Source organism: Mycobacterium sp. NGS64, from assembly GCF_059812245.1.
Genome location: NZ_JCALCI010000002.1, coordinates 402,768 through 427,196, shown reverse-complemented (window position 1 = coordinate 427,196; position 24,429 = coordinate 402,768). Strand labels below are relative to the sequence as shown.

General features: G+C 67.0%; 23 protein-coding genes and 1 rRNA gene. 22 read left to right on the top strand and 2 right to left on the bottom strand.

Features of this window, described 5'->3' with window-relative positions:
* Positions 1 to 3 precede the first annotated feature (3 nt).
* The 20 genes from AC5Y4S_RS10370 to AC5Y4S_RS10275 all read left to right on the top strand — a co-directional run bounded on the left by AC5Y4S_RS10370 (position 4) and on the right by AC5Y4S_RS10275 (position 19,936).
* Complete coding sequence (locus AC5Y4S_RS10370) at positions 4 to 1,329, top strand: homoserine dehydrogenase (protein WP_500032501.1); 1,326 nt, start codon at positions 4 to 6, stop codon at positions 1,327 to 1,329.
* Positions 1,326 to 2,408: a threonine synthase gene (gene thrC / locus AC5Y4S_RS10365; RefSeq protein ID WP_500032500.1), complete on the top strand. Its 1,083-nt coding sequence runs from the start codon at positions 1,326 to 1,328 to the stop codon at positions 2,406 to 2,408. Before AC5Y4S_RS10370 ends, thrC begins: the two co-directional genes overlap by 4 nt.
* A gap of 3 nt (positions 2,409 to 2,411) precedes the next feature.
* On the top strand, positions 2,412 to 3,359 hold the full coding sequence (gene thrB, locus AC5Y4S_RS10360; RefSeq protein ID WP_500032499.1) for a homoserine kinase: 948 nt from the start codon (positions 2,412 to 2,414) through the stop codon (positions 3,357 to 3,359).
* A 260-nt stretch (positions 3,360 to 3,619) separates the two neighbouring features.
* Positions 3,620 to 5,458 (top strand): transcription termination factor Rho, encoded by a 1,839-nt coding sequence (rho, locus tag AC5Y4S_RS10355; protein WP_500032498.1) that lies wholly within the window; start codon positions 3,620 to 3,622, stop codon positions 5,456 to 5,458.
* 12 nt (positions 5,459 to 5,470) lie between these two features.
* Entirely contained in the window at positions 5,471 to 7,042 is a 1,572-nt protein-coding gene (gene fadD1, locus AC5Y4S_RS10350; protein WP_500032497.1) for a fatty-acid--CoA ligase FadD1, read from the top strand.
* A gap of 152 nt (positions 7,043 to 7,194) precedes the next feature.
* Positions 7,195 to 7,437, top strand: coding sequence for a 50S ribosomal protein L31 (gene rpmE, locus AC5Y4S_RS10345; RefSeq protein WP_067148709.1), 243 nt, complete (start codon positions 7,195 to 7,197; stop codon positions 7,435 to 7,437).
* A gap of 97 nt (positions 7,438 to 7,534) precedes the next feature.
* Positions 7,535 to 8,608 carry a peptide chain release factor 1 gene (gene prfA, locus AC5Y4S_RS10340; RefSeq protein ID WP_500032496.1) on the top strand — a complete coding sequence of 358 codons (1,074 nt, stop codon included), beginning with the start codon at positions 7,535 to 7,537 and terminating at the stop codon, positions 8,606 to 8,608.
* Complete coding sequence (gene prmC / locus AC5Y4S_RS10335; protein ID WP_500032495.1) at positions 8,605 to 9,447, top strand: peptide chain release factor N(5)-glutamine methyltransferase; 843 nt, start codon at positions 8,605 to 8,607, stop codon at positions 9,445 to 9,447. The genes prfA and prmC overlap by 4 nt, the downstream gene beginning before the upstream one ends.
* Positions 9,444 to 10,097 carry an L-threonylcarbamoyladenylate synthase gene (locus AC5Y4S_RS10330; RefSeq protein WP_500032494.1) on the top strand — a complete coding sequence of 218 codons (654 nt, stop codon included), beginning with the start codon at positions 9,444 to 9,446 and terminating at the stop codon, positions 10,095 to 10,097. Before prmC ends, AC5Y4S_RS10330 begins: the two co-directional genes overlap by 4 nt.
* A 46-nt stretch (positions 10,098 to 10,143) precedes the next feature.
* Complete coding sequence (locus tag AC5Y4S_RS10325; RefSeq protein ID WP_173817323.1) at positions 10,144 to 11,325, top strand: glycosyltransferase family 4 protein; 1,182 nt, start codon at positions 10,144 to 10,146, stop codon at positions 11,323 to 11,325.
* A 248-nt stretch (positions 11,326 to 11,573) separates the two neighbouring features.
* Entirely contained in the window at positions 11,574 to 12,041 is a 468-nt protein-coding gene (locus AC5Y4S_RS10320) for an ATP synthase subunit I (RefSeq protein WP_500032493.1), read from the top strand.
* Positions 12,034 to 12,789, top strand: coding sequence for a F0F1 ATP synthase subunit A (gene atpB, locus AC5Y4S_RS10315; protein ID WP_500032492.1), 756 nt, complete (start codon positions 12,034 to 12,036; stop codon positions 12,787 to 12,789). Before AC5Y4S_RS10320 ends, atpB begins: the two co-directional genes overlap by 8 nt.
* Before the next feature lie 46 nt (positions 12,790 to 12,835).
* Positions 12,836 to 13,081 carry a F0F1 ATP synthase subunit C gene (locus tag AC5Y4S_RS10310; RefSeq protein WP_066928722.1) on the top strand — a complete coding sequence of 82 codons (246 nt, stop codon included), beginning with the start codon at positions 12,836 to 12,838 and terminating at the stop codon, positions 13,079 to 13,081.
* Between the two features lie 9 nt (positions 13,082 to 13,090).
* Positions 13,091 to 13,609: a F0F1 ATP synthase subunit B gene (locus tag AC5Y4S_RS10305; RefSeq protein WP_066928719.1), complete on the top strand. Its 519-nt coding sequence runs from the start codon at positions 13,091 to 13,093 to the stop codon at positions 13,607 to 13,609.
* Between the two features lie 5 nt (positions 13,610 to 13,614).
* Positions 13,615 to 14,955 carry a F0F1 ATP synthase subunit B/delta gene (locus AC5Y4S_RS10300; RefSeq protein ID WP_500032491.1) on the top strand — a complete coding sequence of 447 codons (1,341 nt, stop codon included), beginning with the start codon at positions 13,615 to 13,617 and terminating at the stop codon, positions 14,953 to 14,955.
* Between the two features lie 64 nt (positions 14,956 to 15,019).
* The gene (atpA, locus tag AC5Y4S_RS10295; protein ID WP_500032490.1) at positions 15,020 to 16,693 is read left to right on the top strand and encodes a F0F1 ATP synthase subunit alpha; all 1,674 of its coding nucleotides are present in this window, start codon (positions 15,020 to 15,022) and stop codon (positions 16,691 to 16,693) included.
* A 6-nt stretch (positions 16,694 to 16,699) separates the two neighbouring features.
* The gene (locus tag AC5Y4S_RS10290; protein WP_500032489.1) at positions 16,700 to 17,617 is read left to right on the top strand and encodes a F0F1 ATP synthase subunit gamma; all 918 of its coding nucleotides are present in this window, start codon (positions 16,700 to 16,702) and stop codon (positions 17,615 to 17,617) included.
* 19 nt (positions 17,618 to 17,636) lie between these two features.
* Complete coding sequence (atpD, locus tag AC5Y4S_RS10285; protein WP_068104760.1) at positions 17,637 to 19,094, top strand: F0F1 ATP synthase subunit beta; 1,458 nt, start codon at positions 17,637 to 17,639, stop codon at positions 19,092 to 19,094.
* A gap of 26 nt (positions 19,095 to 19,120) precedes the next feature.
* The gene (locus AC5Y4S_RS10280; protein WP_068104759.1) at positions 19,121 to 19,486 is read left to right on the top strand and encodes a F0F1 ATP synthase subunit epsilon; all 366 of its coding nucleotides are present in this window, start codon (positions 19,121 to 19,123) and stop codon (positions 19,484 to 19,486) included.
* Between the two features lie 6 nt (positions 19,487 to 19,492).
* Positions 19,493 to 19,936 (top strand): DUF2550 domain-containing protein, encoded by a 444-nt coding sequence (locus AC5Y4S_RS10275; protein WP_068104757.1) that lies wholly within the window; start codon positions 19,493 to 19,495, stop codon positions 19,934 to 19,936.
* Here AC5Y4S_RS10275 and AC5Y4S_RS10270 read toward each other — a convergent pair whose 3' ends face one another.
* Positions 19,937 to 20,371 (bottom strand): VOC family protein, encoded by a 435-nt coding sequence (locus tag AC5Y4S_RS10270; RefSeq protein WP_500032488.1) that lies wholly within the window; start codon positions 20,369 to 20,371, stop codon positions 19,937 to 19,939.
* Between the two features lie 15 nt (positions 20,372 to 20,386).
* Complete coding sequence (locus tag AC5Y4S_RS10265) at positions 20,387 to 20,971, bottom strand: cob(I)yrinic acid a,c-diamide adenosyltransferase (protein WP_500032487.1); 585 nt, start codon at positions 20,969 to 20,971, stop codon at positions 20,387 to 20,389.
* Positions 20,972 to 21,043: 72 nt separating this feature from the next.
* On the opposite strand from AC5Y4S_RS10265, the gene murA reads away from it, so the two are divergent.
* Positions 21,044 to 22,297 (top strand): UDP-N-acetylglucosamine 1-carboxyvinyltransferase, encoded by a 1,254-nt coding sequence (gene murA, locus AC5Y4S_RS10260; RefSeq protein ID WP_500032486.1) that lies wholly within the window; start codon positions 21,044 to 21,046, stop codon positions 22,295 to 22,297.
* 379 nt (positions 22,298 to 22,676) lie between these two features.
* Positions 22,677 to 24,196, top strand: a 16S ribosomal RNA gene (locus AC5Y4S_RS10255).
* The last annotated feature ends 233 nt before the right edge of the window (positions 24,197 to 24,429 follow it).

Genomic DNA, 24,429 nt, shown 5'->3' with positions numbered 1-24,429 from the left:
CCCGTGCCCGGTGACGAAAAGCCCGTCGGCGTAGCGGTACTCGGGTTGGGAAATGTCGGCAGCGAAGTCGTCCGCATCATCGAGGACAGCTCCGCGGACCTCGCGGCCCGTGTCGGCGCCCCGCTGGTGCTGCGCGGCATCGGGGTGCGTCGCGTGGCCGCCGACCGCGGCGTCCCGATCGGACTGCTGACCGACAACATCGACGAGTTGGTGTCCCGTGACGACGTCGACATCGTCGTCGAGTTGATGGGGCCCGTCGAGCCCGCCCGCAAGGCGATCCTGTCCGCGCTCGAGCACGGCAAGTCCGTCGTCACGGCCAACAAGGCGCTGCTGTCCATCTCCACCGGGGAGCTGGCGCAGGCGGCCGAAAACGCCCACGTCGACCTGTATTTCGAGGCGGCGGTCGCGGGCGCGATCCCCGTCATCCGCCCGCTGACCCAATCGCTGGCGGGCGACACGGTGCTGCGGGTGGCCGGCATCGTCAACGGCACCACGAACTACATCCTGTCCGAGATGGACAGCACCGGCGCCGACTACGACAGCGCCCTGGCCGACGCCAGCGCGCTTGGGTACGCCGAGGCCGACCCGACCGCCGACGTCGAGGGCTACGACGCCGCGGCCAAGGCCGCGATCCTGGCGTCCATCGCCTTCCACACCCGGGTGCACGCCGACGACGTCTATCGCGAGGGCATCACCAAGATCACCCCGGCCGACTTCGCGTCCGCGCGGTCGCTGGGCTGCACCATAAAACTGCTGTCCATCTGCGAGCGCGTCACGGGAGACGATGGCCAGCAACGGGTTTCGGCCCGCGTCTACCCCGCGTTGGTGCCGCTGTCGCACCCGCTGGCCACGGTCAGCGGGGCGTTCAACGCGGTGGTGGTCGAGGCCGCGGCCTCGGGGCGGCTGATGTTCTACGGGCAGGGGGCCGGCGGCGCGCCCACCGCGTCGGCGGTCACCGGCGACCTGGTGATGGCTGCGCGCAACCGCGTGCTGGGCAGCCGCGGACCCAAGGAGTCCCGGTACGCCCAACTTCCCATCGCGCCGATGGGCCTCATCTCCACCCGCTACTACGTCAGCATGAACGTCGCCGACGAGCCCGGCGTATTGGCGTCGGTGGCAACGGAATTCGCCAAGCGCGAGGTGAGCATCGCCGAGGTGCGCCAGGAAGGCATGGTCGACGAGGGCGGCCGGCGGGTGGGCGCCCGCGTGGTGGTGGTCACGCACACCGCCACCGACGCCGCGCTTTCCGAAACCGTCGCTGCCCTCGACGATTTGGACGTCGTGCAGAGCGTGACCAGCGTGCTGCGACTGGAAGGAAACGGCCTGTGAGCATCCCCCGTACGGCCACCCACCAACCGTGGCCGGGAGTGATCGCGGCGTACCGCGACCGGTTGCCGGTCGGCGACGACTGGACCCCGGTCACCCTCCTCGAGGGCGGCACCCCCCTCATCGCGGCGGCCCGGCTCTCGGAAAAGACCGGCTGCACGGTCCATCTCAAGGTCGAAGGCCTCAATCCGACCGGCTCCTTCAAGGACCGGGGCATGACGATGGCCGTCACCGACGCCCTGGCGCGCGGCCAGCGGGCCGTGCTGTGCGCATCGACCGGCAACACCTCGGCCTCCGCGGCGGCCTACGCCGCGCGCGCCGGCATCACCTGCGCGGTGCTGATACCGCAGGGCAAGATCGCGATGGGCAAGCTGGCGCAGGCGGTCATGCACGGCGCCAAGATCATCCAGATCGACGGCAACTTCGACGACTGCCTGGAACTGGCCCGCAAGATGGCCGCGGACTTCCCGACGATCTCACTGGTGAACTCGGTGAACCCGGTGCGCATCGAGGGCCAGAAGACGGCGGCATTCGAGATCGTCGACGCGCTGGGCGCCGCGCCGGACGTGCACGCGCTTCCGGTCGGCAACGCCGGCAACATCACCGCGTACTGGAAGGGCTACACCGAGTATCACCGCGAGGGCGTCATCGACAGCCTGCCCCGGATGCTGGGCGCCCAGGCCGCCGGCGCCGCGCCCCTGGTGCTCGGCGAGCCGGTCAGCCACCCGGAGACCATCGCCACCGCGATCCGCATCGGCGCCCCGGCGTCGTGGACGGCCGCCGTCAACGCACAGCAGCAATCCAACGGCCGCTTCCTGGCGGTCACGGACGAGGAGATCCTGGCGGCATACCACCTCGTGGCCGCCTCCGAGGGCGTCTTCGTCGAGCCCGCGTCCGCCGCCAGCATCGCGGGGCTGCTCAAGGCCGTCGACGACGGCTGGGTGGCGCGCGGCTCGACCGTCGTCTGCACGGTGACCGGCAATGGCCTCAAGGACCCAGACACGGCGCTGAAGGACATGCCGACCGTGTCCCCGTTGCCGGTCGATCCCGTCCTCGTCGTCGAACAGTTGGGTCTCGCGTAAGAAATGACCGCCCGAATGCTGCCCGCCGGGCTGGTGGCGAGCTCCGTGGTGTCGGCGTCCAGCGCCAACCTCGGCCCCGGCTTCGACAGCATCGGCCTGGCGCTTGACCTGCGCGACGAGATCGTCGTGGAGACAACCGATTCCGGCCTGGAGGTGATGGTCGAGGGGGAGGGCGCCGACCAGGTGCCGCTCGACGCCGATCATCTGGTCGTGCGCGCCGTCCGGCGCGGGCTGGACGCCGCGGGCGTCGGTGCGCCCGGCCTGGTGGTGCGCTGTCGAAACGCCATCCCGCACTCCCGCGGCCTGGGCTCGTCGGCCGCGGCCGTCGTCGGGGGCCTGGCGGCGGTGAACGGGCTTGTGGCGCAGACCAATTCGACGCCACTGAGCGTCGACGAATTGATCCAGCTGTGCTCGGAGTTCGAGGGTCACCCGGACAACGCCGCGGCCGCGGTGCTGGGCGGCGCGGTGGTCTCCTGGACCGACGACAGCGGTGAGCGGCCCCGGTACTCGGCGGTATCGCTGCGGCTGCACCCGGACATCCACCTGTTCTGCGCGATTCCCGAGGAACGGTCGCTGACCGCCGAGACCCGGGTGCTGCTGCCCACCCGGGTCAGCCACGACGAGGCCAGCTTCAACGTCAGCCGGGCCGCGCTGCTGGTGGTCGCGCTGACCGAGCGTCCCGACCTGCTGATGCCGGCCACCGAAGACCTGCTCCATCAGCCCCAGCGCGCCCCCGCGATGCCGGGCTCGGCGGAATATTTGCGGCTGCTGCGACGTCATAGAGTCGCAGCGACGCTTTCTGGGGCTGGTCCCTCGCTGATCGCACTGAGCACAGAGCAGGAGTTACCCCGGGAAGCGCTGGAGTACGGGGCCGCACACGGATTTGCCGTCACCAAGATGACCGCGGGCGAAGGGGTTCGCTGGAGCCCGGGCGTCACCGTCGCCGGTTAATCCGCGGCGTGGCCGGAGGGTTTGCTTGCTTCCGACAGTGATGCAGGTTATCCTCGGAGCCGTCCAGCAATCGCAGCATCTGCATCTGCAACTGCCTTGCCGCTAGGACAACACCAATTCTTCTCGTGAACGAGGTTCGCCGTCTTCTCCGCCGATCCGGGCGATCACCGTTGCAGAGTCGATGATTGGGCGCACTCGGCGAATTGGCTGAATGCAACGAACCCCCGTATGACCTGATCAGCGGGGAAGAAAGGAACTCCGTGACAGATACGGACCTATTCACGGCTGGCGAAAACACCGATAGCAACCACGCTTCGGACGCCGTGACCACAGACACACCCGACGTCAAAACCAACGCCTCGGCCGGCTCCCTGTCCACCATGGTGCTGCCCGAGCTGCGCGCGCTGGCCAACCAGGCCGGCGTCAAGGGGACGTCCGGAATGCGCAAGAACGAACTCATCGCCGCGATAAAGGAAATCAGGGGACAGGCCAACGGCACTTCGGCCCCCGCCGCCCCGGACACCGCCCCGGCGGACAGCGGCAAATCCGACCAATCCGACACGGCCACCGCCGAGGCGCCGGCCGAAACGCCGGCCGCCCAAGGGGAACAGAACGGTTCCACCCGCGAGGCGCCGCGCCGCGAACGACGCGGTGCCAGCCGCGAAGCGGGATCGCCGTCCGAGGACGCGGAAACCCAAAAGGGCGGCGCCAACCGCGAAGCCGACAAGCGCCAGGACCGCCAGCAGGACACTAAGACCGACGAGCGCGGCGGCGACCAGGGCGGCGATCAACAAGGCCAGGGCGGCCAGCAGAATCGCGGCGGGTCGAACCAGCAGGACGACGACGGCGAGGGCCGTCAGGGCCGGCGGGGACGCCGGTTCCGCGACCGCGACCGCAGGCGCCGCGGCGAACGGTCCGGCGACGGGGCCGACACCGAACTCCGCGAGGACGATGTCGTCCAGCCGGTGGCCGGAATCCTTGACGTGCTCGACAATTACGCGTTCGTGCGCACCTCCGGCTACCTGGCCGGCCCGCACGACGTCTACGTCTCGATGAATATGGTGCGCAAGAACGGCCTGCGCCGCGGCGACGCGGTGACCGGCGCGGTTCGGGTGCCCCGGGACGGCGAGCAGCCCAACCAGCGGCAGAAGTTCAACCCGCTGGTGCGCCTGGACAGCGTCAACGGCGGCTCGGTTGAAGAGGCCAAGAAGCGGCCCGATTTCTCCAAGCTGACGCCGTTGTACCCCAACCAGCGGCTGCGCCTGGAAACCACCCCGGACCGGCTGACCACGCGGGTCATCGACCTGATCATGCCGATCGGCAAGGGTCAGCGGGCGCTGATCGTGTCGCCGCCCAAGGCAGGTAAGACGACGATCCTGCAGGACATCGCCAACGCGATCACCAAGAACAACCCGGAATGCCACCTCATGGTCGTCCTCGTCGACGAGCGGCCCGAGGAGGTCACCGACATGACGCGCTCGGTCAAGGGCGAGGTCATCGCCTCGACGTTCGACCGGCCGCCGTCGGACCACACCTCGGTCGCCGAGCTGGCCATCGAACGCGCCAAGCGGCTCGTCGAGCAGGGCAAGGACGTGGTGGTGCTGCTCGACTCCATCACCCGCCTGGGCCGCGCCTACAACAACGCGTCGCCCGCGTCCGGCCGGATCCTCTCCGGTGGTGTCGACTCCACCGCGCTGTATCCGCCGAAGCGTTTCCTGGGTGCCGCGCGCAACATCGAGGAAGGCGGGTCGCTGACCATCATCGCCACCGCGATGGTCGAGACCGGGTCCACCGGTGACACGGTCATCTTCGAGGAGTTCAAGGGCACCGGTAACGCCGAGCTCAAGCTGGACCGCAAGATCTCCGAACGCCGGGTCTTCCCCGCGGTCGACGTCAACCCGTCCGGCACCCGCAAGGACGAGCTGCTGCTCTCGCCCGACGAGTTCGCGATCGTGCACAAGCTGCGCCGCGTGCTGTCGGGTCTGGACCCCCACCAGGCCATCGACCTGCTGATGTCCCAGCTGCGCAAGACCAAGAACAACTACGAGTTCCTGGTGCAGGTCTCCAAGACGACCCCCGGGTCGATGGATAACGACTAACTCAGCTGCGCCGTGGCGGAGACGCTGCAGCAACTGCTTCGCCAGCGCCTGGATCAGGACACGCCGGCGCTGAAATACGGCGATCGCGTCTGGGCCTGGCGCGAGCACCTGGCCGACGCCACCACCACCGCGGCCGCCGTCATCGCGATCGCCGACCCGGACCGTCCGCTGCACGTCGGCGCCCTGCTGGGCAACACCCCCGAGATGCTCACGGCCATGGCGTCGGCGGCGCTCGGCGGCTACGTGCTGTGCGGCATCAACGACACCCGCCGCGGCGCCGCGCTGGCCCGCGACATCGCCCGCGCCGACTGCCAGATCCTGCTCACCGATCCGGCGCACCACGCGCTGCTGGACGGCCTCGACCTGCCCGGTGTCCGGGTCTTCGACGTGTCCGCCGAGCCGTGGCGGGCGCTGCTGGACGGCGCCGGACCCCTGACGCCGCATCGCGAGGTCGCGCCGACCGACACCTTCATGATGCTGTTCACCTCCGGCACCAGCGGCGACCCGAAGGCCGTGCGGGTCACCCACCTCGTCGTGCTGTTCGCCGGGGCAACGCTGGTCGGGCGGTTCGGGCTCGACGCCTCCGACGTCTGCTACCTGTCGATGCCGTTGTTCCATGCCAACGCGCTGTACGCCGGGTGGAGCGTGGCGGTGTCGACCGGCGCGGCCATGGCCCCGGCGACGTTCTCGGCGTCCGGGCTGCTGGGAGACCTGCGCCGGTACGGGGCCACCTTCATGAACTACGTCGGCAAGCCGCTGGCCTTCGTGCTGGCCACGCCGGAGCGACCCGACGACCACGACAACCCGCTGCGGGTCGCGGTGGGCAACGAGGCGAGCGACCGAGACATCGCTGAATTCAGCAGGCGATTCGACTGCACGGTGTGGGACGGCTTCGGCTCCACCGAGGGCGCGATCGTCATCACCCGCGAGGACGGCTGCCCGCCGGGGTCGCTGGGCCGGGGCTTCCCGGGGGTCGCCGTCTACAACCCGGACACGTTGGCCGAGTGCCCGCCCGCCACCTTCCGCGACGGCGCCCTGACCAACCCCGACGAGGCGATCGGGGAACTGGTCAACACCACCGGCGCCGGGCTGTTCGCCGGCTACTACAACGACTCCGAGGCCACCGACGTGCGGCTGCGACACGGCATGTTCTGGTCCGGCGACCTCGCCTACAAAGACGCCGACGGCTGGCTCTACTTCGCCGGGCGCAGCGGCGACTGGTTGCGCGTCGACGGCGAAAACATGACCACGGCGCCCATCGAGCGCATCTTGGAGCGGTTGGCACCGATCAGCCACGTCGCGGTCTACGCGGTGCCCGACGACCACTCGGGTGACCAGGTGATGGCGGCCATCGTGCTGGCCGACGGCGCGGAGCTGACGCCCGAGGAATTCGGCAGGTTCCTGGCCGATCAGCCCGACCTCTCGCCCAAGGCGTGGCCCCGCTACGTCTGGCTCGCCGACCGGTTGCCGACCACGGCGACCAACAAGATCCTCAAACGCGAGCTCAGCGCGCTGGGCACCGCACCCGGCGGCGGCGTGGTGTGGACCCGCGACGCAAAAAGCCGCGTATACCGCGAAAGGTAGCGGCCCTGAGCAGCCGGGAATGCGGGCGACCAGCTCGCTGTTTGGGCTGATGTGGGTTGACCTGGCATAATCGAGGGTCGACTAACCCAGGACCAGATCAGGTTCCCGGAGTTCGCGCCCGGTCCGGGCGGCAAACGATCGAAGAGGACATCATGAAAGCTGACATTCATCCCGCGTACGGCGAGACGACCGTGCACTGCGGGTGCGGGAACACCTTCACCACGCGCAGCACCAAGCCCGGCGGCAACATCGTCGTCGAGGTCTGCTCGCAGTGCCACCCCTTCTACACCGGCAAGCAGAAGATCCTCGACAGCGGCGGCCGGGTGGCCCGCTTCGAGAAGCGCTACGGCAAGCGCAAGGCCGCGGCCGACTCGGCCGAGTCGACCGACAAATAGCTGGCTGACCGACGCCCGAACTGTGCGAGTCTGCACAGGCCGGGCGTCGGTTTTGTGTTCGGGGGTAGTCGGTCGGGTTTTCAGGAAGGAGGCCAGCGTGACGAAGCCGGTGCAGACCATCGACGTGCTGCTCGCCGAACACGCCGAGCTCGAAAAGCGGTTGGCGGATCCCGAACTGCACAGCAACCCCGACGAGGCGCGCAAAGCGGGACGCCGATTCGCCCGACTGGCCCCGATCGTCGGCACCTACCGCAAGTTAGAGGCCGCGCGCGGCGACCTCGAGGCCGCGCGCGAACTGGCCGTCGACGACGAGTCGTTCGCCGACGAGGTGACCGAGCTGGAGTCCCAGGTGGCCGAACTGGACGGCCAGCTCACCGACATGCTGGCGCCCCGCGACCCCCATGACGCCGACGACATCGTGCTCGAAGTCAAATCCGGTGAGGGCGGCGAGGAATCGGCGCTGTTCGCCGCCGACCTGGCCCGGATGTACATTCGCTACGCCGAGCGGCACGGCTGGACGGTCACGGTGCTGGACGAAACCACCTCGGATCTGGGTGGCTATAAGGACGCGACGCTGGCCATCGCGAGCAAGGGCGATGCGGCGGACGGCGTGTGGTCGCGGATGAAGTTCGAGGGCGGGGTGCACCGGGTGCAACGGGTTCCGGTGACGGAATCCCAAGGGCGCGTTCACACGTCGGCCGCGGGCGTGCTGGTCTATCCCGAGCCTGAGGAAGTCGGCGAGGTGCAGATCGACGAGTCCGACCTGCGCATCGACGTCTACCGCTCGTCCGGCAAGGGCGGGCAGGGCGTCAACACCACCGACTCCGCGGTGCGGATCACGCACCTGCCCACCGGAATCGTCGTCACCTGTCAAAACGAACGGTCGCAGCTGCAGAACAAGGCCCGCGCCATGCAGGTGCTGGCGGCCCGGCTGCAGGCCCTCGCCGAGGAAAAGGCGCTGGCCGACGCGTCGGCCGATCGGGCAAGCCAGGTCCGCACCGTCGACCGCAGCGAACGGATCCGCACCTACAACTTCCCGGAGAACCGGATCACCGATCATCGAATCGGTTTCAAGGCACACAATCTCGACCAGGTGCTCGACGGTGACCTCGACGCGTTGTTCGACGCGCTGAGCGCGGCCGACAAGCAATCGAGGCTGCAACAGGCATGACGGCCCTACGTACCGCGATCGACTCGGCGGCGGCGCAACTGGCCGAAGCCGGGATCGATTCCGCGCGTTACGACGCCGAGGAGTTGGCCGCCCACCTGACCGGCACCGAACGCGGACGGCTGAGGATGCTCGAGTCGCCGGGCGACGAATTCTTCGGCCGCTACCGCGAGATCGTGGCCGCGCGCTCGCAGCGGGTGCCGTTGCAGCATCTCACCGGGACGGCGGCGTTCGGGCCGGTGACGCTGCATGTCGGCCCCGGTGTGTTCATCCCGCGCCCCGAGACCGAGGCCATGCTGGAATGGGCCACCGCGCAACCCCTCCCGGCGCGGCCGGTGATCGTCGACCTGTGTACCGGATCCGGCGCCTTGGCCGTGGCGCTGGCCCACCACCGCCCCGCCGCGCGGGTGATCGGCATCGACGACTCCGAGGCGGCCCTCACGTACGCGCGCCGCAACGCGGAGGGCACCGCCGTGGAACTCGTGCGTGCCGACGTGACCGCCTCCGGGCTGCTGTCCGAGCTGGACGGGCTCGTCGACCTGGTGGTGGCCAACCCGCCCTACGTTCCCGACGACCATGCGGTGGAAGCCGAAGTGGCCCAACATGATCCGCCGCACGCGGTGTTCGGCGGGCCGGACGGGATGGCGGTCATCGCCGCCGTCGTCCGACTCGCCGCACGCTGGCTGCGCCCGGGCGGCCTGTTGGCCGTCGAGCACGACGACACCACGTCGGCGCGGACAGTCGAATTGATCAGGACCACAGGGCTTTTCGAGGATATCGAGGCCCGCCGGGATCTGGCCGGGCGGCCGAGGTTCGTGACGGCGCGAAGGGGGCCCCGTTGACCACCGTGTTCGACTGCGGCGATCCCGACCAGCGTTCGGTCGGAATCGCGTCGGCGGCGGGTGCGGTCAAGAACGGCCGGCTCGTCGTGTTGCCGACCGACACCGTGTACGGCATCGGTGCCGACGCCTTCGACAGCACCGCGGTTGCCGCGCTGCTCGCGGCCAAGGGCCGGGGCCGGGACATGCCGGTGGGCGTGCTCGTCGGCTCCTGGCACACCATCGAGGGCCTGGTCTACACGATGCCCGACGGGGCGCGCGACCTGATCCGCGCCTTCTGGCCGGGCGCGCTGAGCCTGGTGGTGACGCAGGCGCCGTCGTTGCATTGGGACCTCGGCGATGCCCGCGGCACCGTGATGCTGCGGATGCCGCTGCACCCGGTGGCCATCGAGCTGCTGCGCGAGGTCGGGCCGATGGCGGTGTCCAGCGCCAACGTCTCCGGCCGCCCGCCCGCGGTCGACGCCGGCGAGGCCCGCGACCAGCTCGGCGATCTGGTGGATGTCTATCTCGACGCGGGGCGCTCGCAGCAGCAGGCCGCCTCCACGATCGTCGACCTGACGGGGGACACGCCGCGCATCCTGCGGGCCGGCCCGGTCAGCGCCGAGCGGATCGCCGAAGTCCTCGGCATGGACCCGGCCGGCCTGATCGCCTAGCGCGAGCGCCGTCAATCCCGTCTCAGCCCGGTGCAGTACGGTTTCGTTGGTGTCCAGCCTTGCCGGTGGTCTGCTCGCCCTGTCCGATCGCGGCACCGGCGTCCCGCTGCGCGAGCTGGCGGTGGTCGGGCTGACCGCCGCGATCGTCACGTACTTCGCGACCGGACCGGTGCGCGTCCTGGCCACCCGGCTGGGCGCGGTCGCCTATCCGCGGGAACGCGACGTGCACGTGACCCCCACGCCGCGCATGGGCGGGCTGGCGATGTTCCTCGGCGTGATCTCGGCCGTCTTCTTGGCCTGGCAGCTGCCCGCGCTCACCCGCGGCTTCGTCTACTCCACCGGCATGCCCGCCGTCCTGGTGGCCGCCGCGGTGATCGTCGGCATCGGCCTGATCGACGACCGCTGGGGCCTGGACGCTCTGACCAAGTTCGCCGGCCAGATCACCGCGGCCAGTGTGCTGGTCACCATGGGCGTCGCCTGGAGCGTGCTGTACATCCCGATCGGCGGCGTCGGCACGATCGTGCTGGACCAGGCGTCGTCGATCCTGCTCACCCTGGCGCTGACGGTCTCGGTCGTCAACGCGATGAACTTCGTCGACGGGCTCGACGGGCTGGCCGCCGGGCTGGGGCTCATCATGGCGATGGCGATCTGCCTGTTCTCGGTCGGCCTGCTGCGCGACCACGGCGGCGACGTGCTGTTCTACCCGCCCGCGGTCATCTCGGTGGTGTTGGCGGGCGCCTGCCTCGGCTTCCTGCCGCACAACTTCCACCGGGCCAGGATCTTCATGGGCGATTCCGGCTCGATGCTGATCGGCCTGATGATCTCCGCGGCCGCGACGACCGCGGCCGGCCCGGTTTCGCAGAACGCCTACGGCGCCCGCGACGTGTTTGCTCTGCTGTCACCGTTCCTGCTGGTGGCGGCCGTGATTTTCGTGCCGATGCTCGACCTGTTGCTGGCGATCGTGCGCCGCACCCGCGCGGGTCGCAGCGCATTCAGCCCGGACAAGATGCACCTGCATCACCGGTTGCTGCAGATTGGCCATTCGCATCGCCGGGTGGTGCTCCTCATCTATTTATGGGTGGGCATTGTCGCGTTCGGCGCCGCCAGCACAATCTTTTTCAACCCGCGCGACACCGGCGCGGTGATGCTGGGGGCGATCGTGGTCGCCGGCGTGGCGACGGCGATCCCGCTCCTGCGCCGCCGCGACGACTACTCGGACGTGGACTAGACGAGGACTACGACACCCAGTAGTAGCGGTGCTCTTCGTATGGTACGGTGCAGGTAGAACCCCAAAAAGAGACCTTGAGGGTTGCCGGCCAGCCGGCCCTTCGGACGCTTGTCCGAGCGCGCCGACTCACGACCGACAAAGGGAGCTACCCCTTGGGTGATTCCAGCGTGACGTGCGATACGCTCGGCGGGCCACCGATCGGTCGGTCGAGGGTTCCCCGCTTTACTACCTGGGATTGAGGTGCTGCAGTGACGACACCAGCGCAGGACGCGCCGTTGGTGTTCCCCTCTGTTGCTTTCCGTCCGGTTCGGCTGTTGGCGATCAGCGTCGCGGTCACCGCCCTCGCGATGCTCGGCGCCGGATTGTCGGGTCGCCTCATGCTCGGCGTGTTCTTCGGTGTCGGGTTGCTACTGGGTTTGCTCAACGCATTGTTGGTCCGGCGTTCGGTCGCATCGATCACCGCGAAAGAGCATCCACTGAAAAGCTCGATGGCACTCAATTCGGCGACCCGACTGGCGATTATCACCGTCATCGCGTTGGTCATTGCCTACGTTTTCCGGCCGAACGGCTTGGGCGCGATGTTCGGCCTGGCGCTCTTCCAGGTGCTCCTGGTCGTGTCGACCGCGGTGCCGGTCTACAAGAAGCTGCGCACGGGCGAGCCGGCCGCGGCGCTGGGCCCAGACGGGTCGGACGGAAGGAGCACCAGCGATGACTGAGACGATCCTGGCCGGTTCCCAGATCGAGGTCGGCGAGCACACCACCGCAACCTGGCTGGGCCTGACCGTCAACACCGACACCGTGCTGTCGACCGCGATAGCCGGCGTGATCGTGATCGCCCTGGCGTTCTTCCTGCGCGCCAAGATCACCTCGAGCGGTGTTCCCAGTGGGGTGCAACTGTTTTGGGAGGCGCTCACCATCCAGATGCGCAACCAGATCGAGAGCGCCATCGGGATGCGGATCGCGCCGTTCGTGCTGCCGCTGGCAGTCACCATCTTCATCTTCATCCTGATCTCCAACTGGCTGTCGGTGCTGCCGCTGCAGTACACGGACAAGTCCGGCCACACCACCGAGTTGCTCAAGTCGGCCGCGGCGGACATCAATTACGTTCTGGCGCTGGCCCTTTTCGTCTTCGTCTGCTACCACGTCGCCGGCATCTGGCGCCGGGGCATCGTCGGCCACCCGCTCAAGGTGCTCAAGGGGCACGTCGCGTTCCTGGCGCCGATCAACCTGGTCGAAGAATTGGCGAAGCCGATCTCGTTGTCGCTCCGGCTCTTTGGAAACATCTTCGCGGGCGGCATCCTGGTGGCGTTGATCGCGCTCTTCCCGCCCTACATCATGTGGGCACCAAACGCGATCTGGAAGTCGTTCGACCTGTTCGTCGGGGCGATCCAGGCCTTCATCTTCTCGATCCTGACGATCTTGTACTTCAGCCAGGCCATGGAGCTGGAGGATCACCATGACTAGCCCAGCCAGATAAGCCAACGGATAGAGCTGGATAAAGGAGGAAAGAATGGACCCCACTATCGCTGCCGGTGCCCTCATCGGCGGGGGGATCATCATGGGCGGCGGCGCGATCGGAGCCGGTATCGGTGACGGTATCGCCGGTAACGCGCTGGTTTCGGGTATCGCCCGGCAACCCGAGGCGCAGGGCCGGCTGTTCACGCCGTTCTTCATCACCGTCGGTCTGGTTGAGGCGGCCTACTTCATCAACCTGGCGTTCATGGCGTTGTTCGTATTCGCCACGCCCGTCACGTAGTTCGCTGTGATGGGTGACCCGAACCCCATGGTGCTCGCCGCCGGCCAGGTGGTCGCCGAGGGAGGCAAGGGGGGCAGCAACTTCCTTGTCCCCAACGGCACGTTCTTCTTCGTGCTCGCCATCTTCCTCATCGTGCTCGGCGTCATCGGCACCTTCGTGGTGCCGCCGATCCTCAAGGTGCTGCGCGAACGCGACGCCATGGTTGCCAAGACCGCTGCCGACAACAAGAAGTCGGCCGAGCAGTTCGAAGCCGCCCAGGCCGATTACGAAGAAGCCATGAAGGAGGCCCGCGTGCAGGCGTCGGCCTTCCGCGACAACGCCCGCGCCGAAGGCCGCAAGGTCATCGAGGACGCGCGGGCCCGCGCCGAGCAAGAAGTGATGGCGACGGTGCAGCTGGCCTCCGAGCAACTCAAACGGGAACGGGACGCCGTGGAGTTGGATCTGCGCGCCAACGTCGGAACCATGTCGGCGACCCTGGCCAGCCGGATCCTCGGCGTCGACGTCACCACCTCCGCCGCGACAAGGTAAGGCTGATGTCGACTTTTCTCGGACAGTTGCTCGGGTTCGCGGTCATCGTCGCGCTGGTGTGGCGGTACGCCGTGCCGCCGGTGCGCAGGATGATGGCCGCCCGACAGGATTTGGTGCGCCAGCAGTTGGCCGATTCGGCCGCGGCTGCCGACCGGCTGACCGAGTCGACCACCGCCCACAGCAAGGCGGTCGAGGCGGCCAAGGAAGAGGCCGAACGGGTGGTCGAGGAGGCCCGCGCGGACGCGGAACGCATCACGGAGCAGTTGCAGGCGCAGGCCGGGGTCGAGGCCGAACGCATCGCGGCGCAGGGCGCGCGCCAGGCCGAGCTGCTGCGGGCACAGCTGACCCGTCAGCTTCGCCTCGAGCTCGGGTACGAATCCGTGCGCCAGGCAGGGGAGTTGGTGCGCAGTTACGTCGCCGACCCCGACCAGCAGTCGGCGACCGTCGACCGGTTCCTGGACGAACTCGAAGCCATGGCGCCCGCGCCCGCGGAGGTCGCGTACCCGCTGATGACGAAGATGCGCTCCGCCAGTCGCGAGGCGCTGCGCAGCCTGTCGGATCGATTCGGCACCATCGCCAAAAACCTTGAAAACAATACGCTTTCCAAGCTTTCCGCCGAGCTGGTGTCGGTGGCCAAGATGCTGGACCGCGAAATCGTCGTCACCCGGTACCTCACCGACCCGGCCGAAGACTCGGCGCCCCGGGTCCGGCTGATCGAGCGCCTGGTGTCCGGCAAGGTCAGCGACGCCACGCTGGACGTGCTGCGGGCGGCCGTTTCCGAGCGTTGGTCGGCCAACTCAGACCTGGTCGACGCCATCGAGCACATCTCGCGGCAGGCGCTGCTGGAGGTTGCCGAACGCGAGGATCGCGTCGCGGAGGTCGAAGAGCAGCTGTTCCGGTTCGCGCGCATCCTCGACGCGCAGCCGCGACTGTCCATCCTGTTGGGCGATTACGCGTCTCCCGCCGAGGGACGAGTTGAGTTGCTGCGCAAGGTGCTTGCCAGCGCCAGCGGCAGGGTCAACCCGGTCGCGCGGGCGCTGCTGAGCCAGACCATCGAGCTGCTGAGGGGCGAACCGGCCGAGGAGGCCATGAAGTTCTTGGCGCAGGTCGCGGTGGCGCGCCGCGGCGAAATCGTCGCGCAGGTCGGCGCGGCGGCCGAGCTCACCGACGCCCAACGCACCCGTGTCACCGAGGTCCTCAGCCGCATCTACGACCACCCGGTGTCGGTGCAGCTACAGATCGATCCCGAATTGCTGGGCGGCCTGTTGATCTCCGTGGCCGACGAGGTGATCGACGGGACGCTCTCGTCTCGGCTGGCCGCGGCGAAGGCCCAGCTGCCCGACTGACCACACAAACACAGAACCATCCGAAGCATGCTAGGACGAAGATCAAGTAGGAAGACGAAAAGCCATGGCAGACTTGACAATCTCGGCTGACGACATCCAAAGCGCCATCGAGGAATACGTAGGATCTTTCACCGCCGACACCGCGCGCGAGGAGGTCGGTACTGTCGTCGACGCCGGTGACGGCATCGCGCACGTCGAAGGTTTGCCCTCCGTGATGACCCAGGAGCTGCTCGAGTTCCCGGGCGGAGTCCTCGGCGTCGCGCTCAACCTGGACGAGCACAGCATCGGTGCGGTCATCCTGGGTGACTTCGAGAAAATCGAAGAGGGACAACAGGTCAAGCGCACCGGCGAGGTGTTGTCGGTCCCCGTCGGCGACGCGTTCCTGGGCCGGGTCGTCAACCCGCTGGGCCAGCCGATCGACGGGCGCGGCGACATCGACACCGACATCCGGCGCGCCCTGGAGATCCAGGCGCCGTCGGTGGTGCAGCGCCAGGGCGTGAAAGAGCCGCTGCAGACCGGGATCAAGGCCATCGACGCGATGACCCCGATTGGGCGCGGGCAGCGCCAGCTGATCATCGGCGACCGCAAGACCGGCAAGACCGCGGTCTGCATCGACACCATCCTCAACCAGCGCCAGAACTGGGAGTCGGGCGACGAGCGCAAGCAGGTGCGCTGCGTGTACGTGGCCATCGGGCAGAAGGGCACCACGATCGCGGCCGTCCGCCGCGCGCTCGATGAGGGCGGCGCGATGGACTACACCACCATCGTCGCGGCTCCCGCGTCGGACTCCGCCGGCTTCAAATGGCTTGCGCCCTACACGGGTTCGGCGATCGCCCAGCACTGGATGTACGACGGCAAGCACGTGCTGATCGTCTTCGACGACCTGAGCAAGCAGGCCGAGGCATACCGCGCGATTTCGCTGCTGCTGCGCCGCCCGCCGGGCCGTGAGGCCTACCCGGGTGACGTCTTCTACCTGCACTCGCGGTTGCTGGAGCGCTGCGCCAAGCTGTCCGACGACCTCGGTGGCGGTTCGCTGACGGGCCTGCCGATCATCGAAACCAAGGCCAACGACATCTCGGCCTACATCCCCACCAACGTCATCTCGATCACCGACGGGCAGTGCTTCTTAGAGTCCGACCTGTTCAACCAGGGCGTCCGGCCGGCGATCAACGTCGGCGTCTCGGTGTCCCGCGTGGGTGGCGCGGCGCAGATCAAGGCGATGAAAGAGGTGGCCGGCTCGCTGCGTCTGGACCTGTCGCAGTACCGCGAACTGGAGTCCTTCGCCGCGTTTGCGTCTGACCTGGACGCCACCTCCAAGGCGCAGCTGGAGCGCGGCGAGCGGCTGGTCGAACTGCTCAAGCAGCGGCAGTACCAGCCCATGCCGGTCGAGGAGCAGGTGGTCTCCATCTTCCTGGGCACCGGCGGCCACTTGGACTCGGTGCCCGTCGAGGACGTCAGGCGGTTCGAAACCGAGTTGCTGGACCACATGCGGGCTTCCGAGGAGAAGTTCCTGGCCGGCATCCGGGACAGCCAGAAGCTCTCGGAAGAGGGCGAGAACGAGCTGACCGAGATCATCAAGAAGTTCAAGAAGGGCTTCGCGGCCTCCGACGGCGGATCGGTGGTGCCGGACGAGCATGTCGAGGCGATGGACGAGGAAGACCTCGAAAAGGAGTCGGTGCAAGTCAAGAAGGAAAAGCCGAAGAAGGAATCCAAGGACTCCAAGAAGGACAAGAAGTAGCTAACAATGGCGGCGACACTTCGCGAACTGCGCGGCCGGATCCGATCGGCCGGGTCGATCAAAAAGATCACCAAGGCCCAGGAGATGATCGCGACCTCGCGCATCGGTAAGGCGCAGGCACGGCTGGAATCCGCGCGCCCCTACGCGTTCCAGATCACCGCGATGCTCACCACTCTGTCGGAGGAAGCTGCGCTGGACCACCCCTTGCTGGTGGAGCGGGAAGACCCGAAGCGGGCCGGCGTTCTGGTGGTGTCCTCCGACCGTGGCTTGTGCGGTGCGTACAACTCCAGCGTCTTTCGTCGCTCCGAGGAGCTGTTCGCCCTGCTCAGGGAGGAAGGAAAGACGCCGGTCCTCTACACGGTGGGCCGTAAGGCGCTGAACTACTTCAAATTCCGCAACTGGGACATCACCGAGTCGTGGGCGGGTTTCTCCGAGCAACCCCAGTACGAAAATGCCGCGGAGATCGCCACCACCCTGGTCGACACCTTCATGAAGGGCACCGGGGACGACGAGGATCAGCTGTCCGACGATGACCGGGGCGTCGATGAACTGCACATCGTGTACTCGGAGTTCAAGTCGATGATGTCGCAAACGGCTGTGGCGCACCGCATCGCCCCGCTGGTGGTGGAGTACGTCGAGGAGGAGGAGGAACTGCACACCCTCTACTCCTTCGAGCCGGACGCGACGACACTGTTCGAGGCGCTGCTGCCGCGGTACCTCACCACCCGCGTGTACGCGGCGCTGCTGGAGGCGGCGGCGTCGGAGCTGGCGTCACGCCAACGTGCGATGAAGTCGGCCACCGACAACGCGGACGACCTCATCAAAGAACTGACGCTGATGGCGAACCGCGAGCGGCAGGCCCAGATCACCCAGGAGATCAGCGAAATCGTCGGCGGCGCAAACGCGCTCGCGGACGCCAAGTAGCACACGAGGAAGAAGAGACATGACTGCTACTGACGAGAAGACCAAAGACTCGAAAGACACCGACACCAGCGGCCGCGTCGTGCGCGTCACCGGTCCGGTCGTCGACGTCGAGTTCCCGCGCGGCTCCGTGCCCGACCTGTTCAACGCGCTGCACGCCGACATCACCTTCGAGGAGCTCAAGAAGACGCTCACGCTCGAAGTCGCACAGCACCTGGGCGACAACCTGGTTCGCACGATCTCCCTGCAGCCCACCGATGGCCTGGTGCGCGGCGTCGAGGTCACCGACACCGGCAACTCGATCTCGGTGCCGGTCGGTGAGGGCGTCAAGGGCCACGTCTTCAACGCCCTGGGCGACTGCCTGGACAAGCCGGGCTACGGCGAAGAATTCGACCACTGGTCGATCCACCGCAAGCCGCCGGCCTTCGAGGAGCTCGAGCCGCGCACCGAGATGCTCGAGACCGGCCTGAAGGTCGTCGACCTGCTGACCCCGTACGTCCGCGGCGGCAAGATCGCCCTGTTCGGTGGTGCCGGCGTCGGCAAGACGGTGCTCATCCAGGAGATGATCAACCGCATCGCCCGAAACTTCGGTGGTACTTCGGTTTTCGCCGGGGTGGGCGAGCGCACCCGCGAGGGCAACGACCTGTGGGTCGAGCTCAAGGAAGCTGACGTGCTGAAGGACACCGCGCTGGTGTTCGGTCAGATGGACGAGCCGCCCGGCACCCGTATGCGGGTGGCGCTGTCCGCGCTGACGATGGCGGAGTGGTTCCGCGACGAGGCGGGCCAGGACGTGCTGCTGTTCATCGACAACATCTTCCGGTTCACCCAGGCGGGCTCCGAGGTGTCGACCCTGCTCGGCCGCATGCCGTCGGCGGTGGGCTACCAGCCCACGCTGGCCGACGAGATGGGCGAGCTGCAGGAGCGGATTACCTCGACGCGTGGGCGCTCGATCACGTCCATGCAAGCGGTTTACGTGCCCGCGGACGACTACACCGACCCGGCGCCCGCGACGACGTTCGCGCACCTGGACGCCACCACCGAGCTGTCGCGTTCGGTGTTCTCCAAGGGCATCTTCCCCGCGGTGGACCCGCTGGCGTCGAGCTCGACCATCCTCGACCCAGGCGTCGTCGGCGACGAGCACTACCGGGTGGCGCAGGAAGTCATCCGAATCCTGCAGCGCTACAAGGACCTTCAGGACATCATCGCCATCCTCGGCATCGACGAGCTGTCCGAAGAGGACAAGCAGCTGGTCAACCGGGCGCGGCGCATCGAGCGGTTCCTGTCGCAGAACATGATGGCGGCCGAGCAGTTCACCGGTCAGCCGGGTTCCACGGTGCCGGTGAAGGAGACCATCGAGGCGTTCGACAAGCTGACCAAGGGCGACTTCGACCACATCCCCGAGCAGGCCTTCTTCCTGATCGGTGGCCTCGACGACCTGGCCAAGAAAGCCGAAAGCTTCGGCGCCAAGCTCGATTCCTGAGGGCATGAGTCGAAAGGCACAGTGGTATGGCCGAATTGAACGTTGAGATAGTCGCCGTCGACCGAAAGATCTGGTCGGGTGAGGCAACGTTCCTGTTCACCCGCACCACCGTCGGCGAGATCGGGATCCTGCCCCGGCACATCCCGCTGGTGGCGCAGTTGGTTGACGACGCCATGGTGCGTGTCGAACGCGAAGGCGAGGACGACCTGCGGATCGCGGTGGACGGCGGGTTCCTGTCGGTCACCGAGGAGACCGTCACAGTCCTCGCCGAATCCGCGGAGTTCGAGTCGGAGATCGACGAGAGTTCGGCCCGGGAAGACGCCGAGTCCGACGATCCCCGCATTGCCGCCAGGGGGCGCGCCAGACTGCGCGCCGTCGGCGCGATCGACTAATTGCCGATGAGCGCGCCCATGATCGGCATGGTCGTGCTCGTCGTGTTGTTAGGCGCCGCCGTCCTCGCGCTGAGCTATCGGCTGTTGAAGCTGCGCCAGGGCGGAACCGCAGGAATCATGCGGGACATCCCCGCCGTCGGCGGTCACGGTTGGCGGCACGGGGTGATCCGGTACCGCGGCGGCGAGGCCGCGTTCTACCGGCTGTCCAGTTTGCGGTTGTGGCCGGACCGCCGCCTCAGCCGGCGCGGCGTGGAGATCGTCGCCCGGCGTGCGCCGCGCGGCGACGAATTCGACATCATGACCGACGAAATCGTCGTGCTGGAGCTGCGCGACACGACGCAGGACCGCCGGTCGGGTTACGAGCTCGCGCTCGACAAGGGCGCACTGACCGCGTTCCTGTCATGGCTGGAGTCGCGGCCCTCACCGCGCGCCCGCCGCCGCAGCGTCTGACTACCACGGGCTGACGGTCTGACACCCGTATTCTTCGGGCGCGACGTCGCGCACCGTCTCGGTGAACTGCCAGCGATGCGCCGCGAGATCCTCGACGGTGCACTCCCGTTCGCCGTACTCGCGGTCGACGGGCGGCTCGATCACCTTCGCCCCGGCCGCCCGAGCGCGCTCGAACCGGCCGTCCACGTCGTCGACCCGGACCTTGATCTCGTGCGTGACGACGCCCGCCGCCGGCGCGTGCCGCTCACCGGCCACGTCCGCGACGATCATTGCCCCGCCCGCGTCGATGCTGAGCTGCGCCCGGTGGCTGTCGCCGATCCGAGTTCGCTCGACGAAGCCGAAGGCGGCTCCGAGCCAGTCCACCGCCGCGCGCACGTCCGGGTAGACCAGCACCGGGATCACCGTCACCGGCGGGATCGACCGATTCTGTTGCATCACCGAAACTTTCGTTTAGTCCGCGTTCGCCGCGCCGCCGCCGGGTCGCCAGAGGACGTCCCCGCCGGGGTTGGCCACCCGCGCCAGGATGAACAGCAGGTCCGACAGCCGGTTCAGGTATTTGGCCGGCAGCACGCTGACCCCGTCCGGGTGGGAATCGAGCGCGGACCACGCCGAGCGCTCGGCCCGCCGCACCACGGTGCGGGCGACGTGCAACAGCGCCGACAATGGCGAACCACCGGGCAGCACAAAGGAATTCAGCGCCGGCAGGGGCTCGTTATATTTATCACACCACGCCTCGAGCCGATCGACGTAGGACTGGGCGACCCGCAGCGGGGGATGTTCGGGGTTCTCCACCACGGGGGTGGACAGATCCGCGCCGGCGTCGAACAAGTCGTTCTGGATCTGGCGCAGCACGCCGGCGATGTCCTCGTCGGGTTGGCCGAGGGCGATCGCGACGCCGATCGCGGAGTTGGCCTCGTCACAGTCCGCGTATGCGACCAGGCGCGTGTCGTTTTTTGAGACCCGTGAAAAATCGCTCAATCCGGTCGTGCCGTCGTCGCCGGTTCGGGTATAGATGCGGGTCAGGTGGATCGCCATGGGCCAAACGGTACTCGGCATGCGGCGCCCGGCTGACTGACAAGCCGATACCGCTTCACTAGACTGACGCGGGTGGCTGAGCGATTCGTGGTGACCGGCGGCACCCGGTTGTCAGGCGAAGTCGCTGTGGGGGGCGCCAAGAACAGCGTGCTCAAGCTGATGGCGGCGACCCTGCTGGCCGAGGGCACCAGCGCCATCACCAACTGCCCGGACATCCTCGACGTTCCGCTGATGGCGGAGGTGTTGCGCGGCCTGGGTGCCACCGTCGAACTCGACGGCGACGTCGCCCGCATCACCTCGCCCGACGAACCCAAGTACGACGCCGACTTCGCCGCGGTGCGACAGTTCCGCGCCTCCGTTTGCGTGCTCGGGCCACTTGTCGGCCGGTGCAAGCGCGCCAGGGTCGCGCTGCCGGGCGGCGACGCGATCGGTTCCCGGCCGCTGGACATGCATCAGGCCGGCCTGCGGCAGCTGGGCGCGCAGTGCAACATCGAGCACGGGTGCGTGGTTGCTCAGGCAGAAACGTTGCGCGGCGCGGAAATTCAGTTGGAGTTCCCCTCCGTCGGCGCCACCGAGAACATTCTGATGGCCGCCGTCGTGGCGGAGGGCGTCACCACGATCCACAACGCGGCGCGCGAACCCGACGTGGTGGACCTGTGCACGATGCTCAACCAGATGGGCGCGCAGATCGAGGGCGCCGGTTCGCCGACCATGACGATCACCGGCGTCCCGCGACTGCACCCCACCGAGCACCGCGTGATCGGGGACCGCATCGTCGCCGCCACCTGGGGCATCGCCGCCGCGATGACCCGCGGCGACATCGAGGTCACCGGCGTCGACCCGGCCCACCTGCAGGTAGTGCTGCACAAGCTGCACGACGCGGGCGCGACCGTCACCCAGACCGACAACAGCTTCCGGGTCACCCAGTACGAGCGCCCAAAGGCCGTCAACGTGGCGACGTTGCCGTTCCCCGGATTTCCGACCGACCTGCAGCCCATGGCGATCGCGCTGGCGTCGATCGCCGACGGCACCTCGATGATCACCGAGAACGTGTTCGAGGCGCGGTTCCGGTTCGTCGAGGAGATGATCCGGCTGGGAGCCGACGCCCGCACCGACGGGCACCACGCCGTCGTGCGTGGCCTGCCGCAACTGTCCAGCGCCCCGGTCTGGTGTTCGGACATCCGGGCCGGCGCCGGCCTGGTGCTGGCGGGGCTGGTCGCCGACGGCGATACCGAGGTCCACGACGTCTTTCACATCGATCGCGGCTATCCGTTGTTCGTGGAGAACCTCGCGATTTTGGGAGCGGAGATCGAGCGGGTAGAGTAGTCAAAGTCAGTGCCCCACAAGGGCGGTCACCTCACGAAGATGGCCGAAACCGGGGCCTTGACTCCCTCGCCGGATCGGTACTAGCCTGGCACGGCTGCCCCGCAGCGGTCACCACAATGAGATGGCCAAAACTGGGGCTTGACGCCTCCGCCAGACCGGTATTAAGCTGGCAGGGTTGCCCGGAAGCGGGCGAAAACAAGCGCGAGTGTTGTTTGAGAACTCAATAGTGTGTTTGGTCTTTTTATTTTGTTGTTGTTTTTGACCATACTTACACCCCCCGTGTGTGGGTATGGTCGTTTTTTGATGCCAGTAATATTGGTGTCTTTTGTTAGGTCAGATTTTCTCTGATTGTAAATTCACCTCGTTGTCGAGGGGTTTTTGTTTGGAGAGTTTGATCCTGGCTCAGGACGAACGCTGGCGGCGTGCTTAACACATGCAAGTCGAACGGAAAGGCCCCTTCGGGGGTACTCGAGTGGCGAACGGGTGAGTAACACGTGGGTAATCTGCCCTGCACTTCGGGATAAGCCTGGGAAACTGGGTCTAATACCGGATAGGACCCCGAGGCGCATGCCTTGGGGTGGAAAGCTTTTGCGGTGTGGGATGGGCCCGCGGCCTATCAGCTTGTTGGTGGGGTGACGGCCTACCAAGGCGACGACGGGTAGCCGGCCTGAGAGGGTGTCCGGCCACACTGGGACTGAGATACGGCCCAGACTCCTACGGGAGGCAGCAGTGGGGAATATTGCACAATGGGCGCAAGCCTGATGCAGCGACGCCGCGTGGGGGATGACGGCCTTCGGGTTGTAAACCTCTTTCAGCAGGGACGAAGCGCAAGTGACGGTACCTGCAGAAGAAGCACCGGCCAACTACGTGCCAGCAGCCGCGGTAATACGTAGGGTGCGAGCGTTGTCCGGAATTACTGGGCGTAAAGAGCTCGTAGGTGGTTTGTCGCGTTGTTCGTGAAATCTCACGGCTTAACTGTGAGCGTGCGGGCGATACGGGCAGACTGGAGTACTGCAGGGGAGACTGGAATTCCTGGTGTAGCGGTGGAATGCGCAGATATCAGGAGGAACACCGGTGGCGAAGGCGGGTCTCTGGGCAGTAACTGACGCTGAGGAGCGAAAGCGTGGGGAGCGAACAGGATTAGATACCCTGGTAGTCCACGCCGTAAACGGTGGGTACTAGGTGTGGGTTTCCTTCCTTGGGATCCGTGCCGTAGCTAACGCATTAAGTACCCCGCCTGGGGAGTACGGCCGCAAGGCTAAAACTCAAAGGAATTGACGGGGGCCCGCACAAGCGGCGGAGCATGTGGATTAATTCGATGCAACGCGAAGAACCTTACCTGGGTTTGACATGCACAGGACGCCGGCAGAGATGTCGGTTCCCTTGTGGCCTGTGTGCAGGTGGTGCATGGCTGTCGTCAGCTCGTGTCGTGAGATGTTGGGTTAAGTCCCGCAACGAGCGCAACCCTTGTCTCATGTTGCCAGCGCGTAATGGCGGGGACTCGTGAGAGACTGCCGGGGTCAACTCGGAGGAAGGTGGGGATGACGTCAAGTCATCATGCCCCTTATGTCCAGGGCTTCACACATGCTACAATGGCCGGTACAAAGGGCTGCGATGCCGCAAGGTTAAGCGAATCCTTTTAAAGCCGGTCTCAGTTCGGATCGGGGTCTGCAACTCGACCCCGTGAAGTCGGAGTCGCTAGTAATCGCAGATCAGCAACGCTGCGGTGAATACGTTCCCGGGCCTTGTACACACCGCCCGTCACGTCATGAAAGTCGGTAACACCCGAAGCCAGTGGCCTAACCCTTTGGGAGGGAGCTGTCGAAGGTGGGATCGGCGATTGGGACGAAGTCGTAACAAGGTAGCCGTACCGGAAGGTGCGGCTGGATCACCTCCTTTCTAAGGAGCACCACGAAAAGCACCCCAATTGGTGGGGTGCAAGCCGTGAGGGGTTCCCGCCTGTAGTGGGCGGGACCGGGTGCGCAACAGCAAATGATTGCCAGACACACTATTGGGCCCTGAGGCAACACTCGGATCGATTGAGTGCTTGTCCCCCCATCTTGGTGGTGGGGTGTGGTGTTTGAGAACTGGATAGTGGTTGCGAGCATCTAAACGAATGCGTTGCCTCCGAA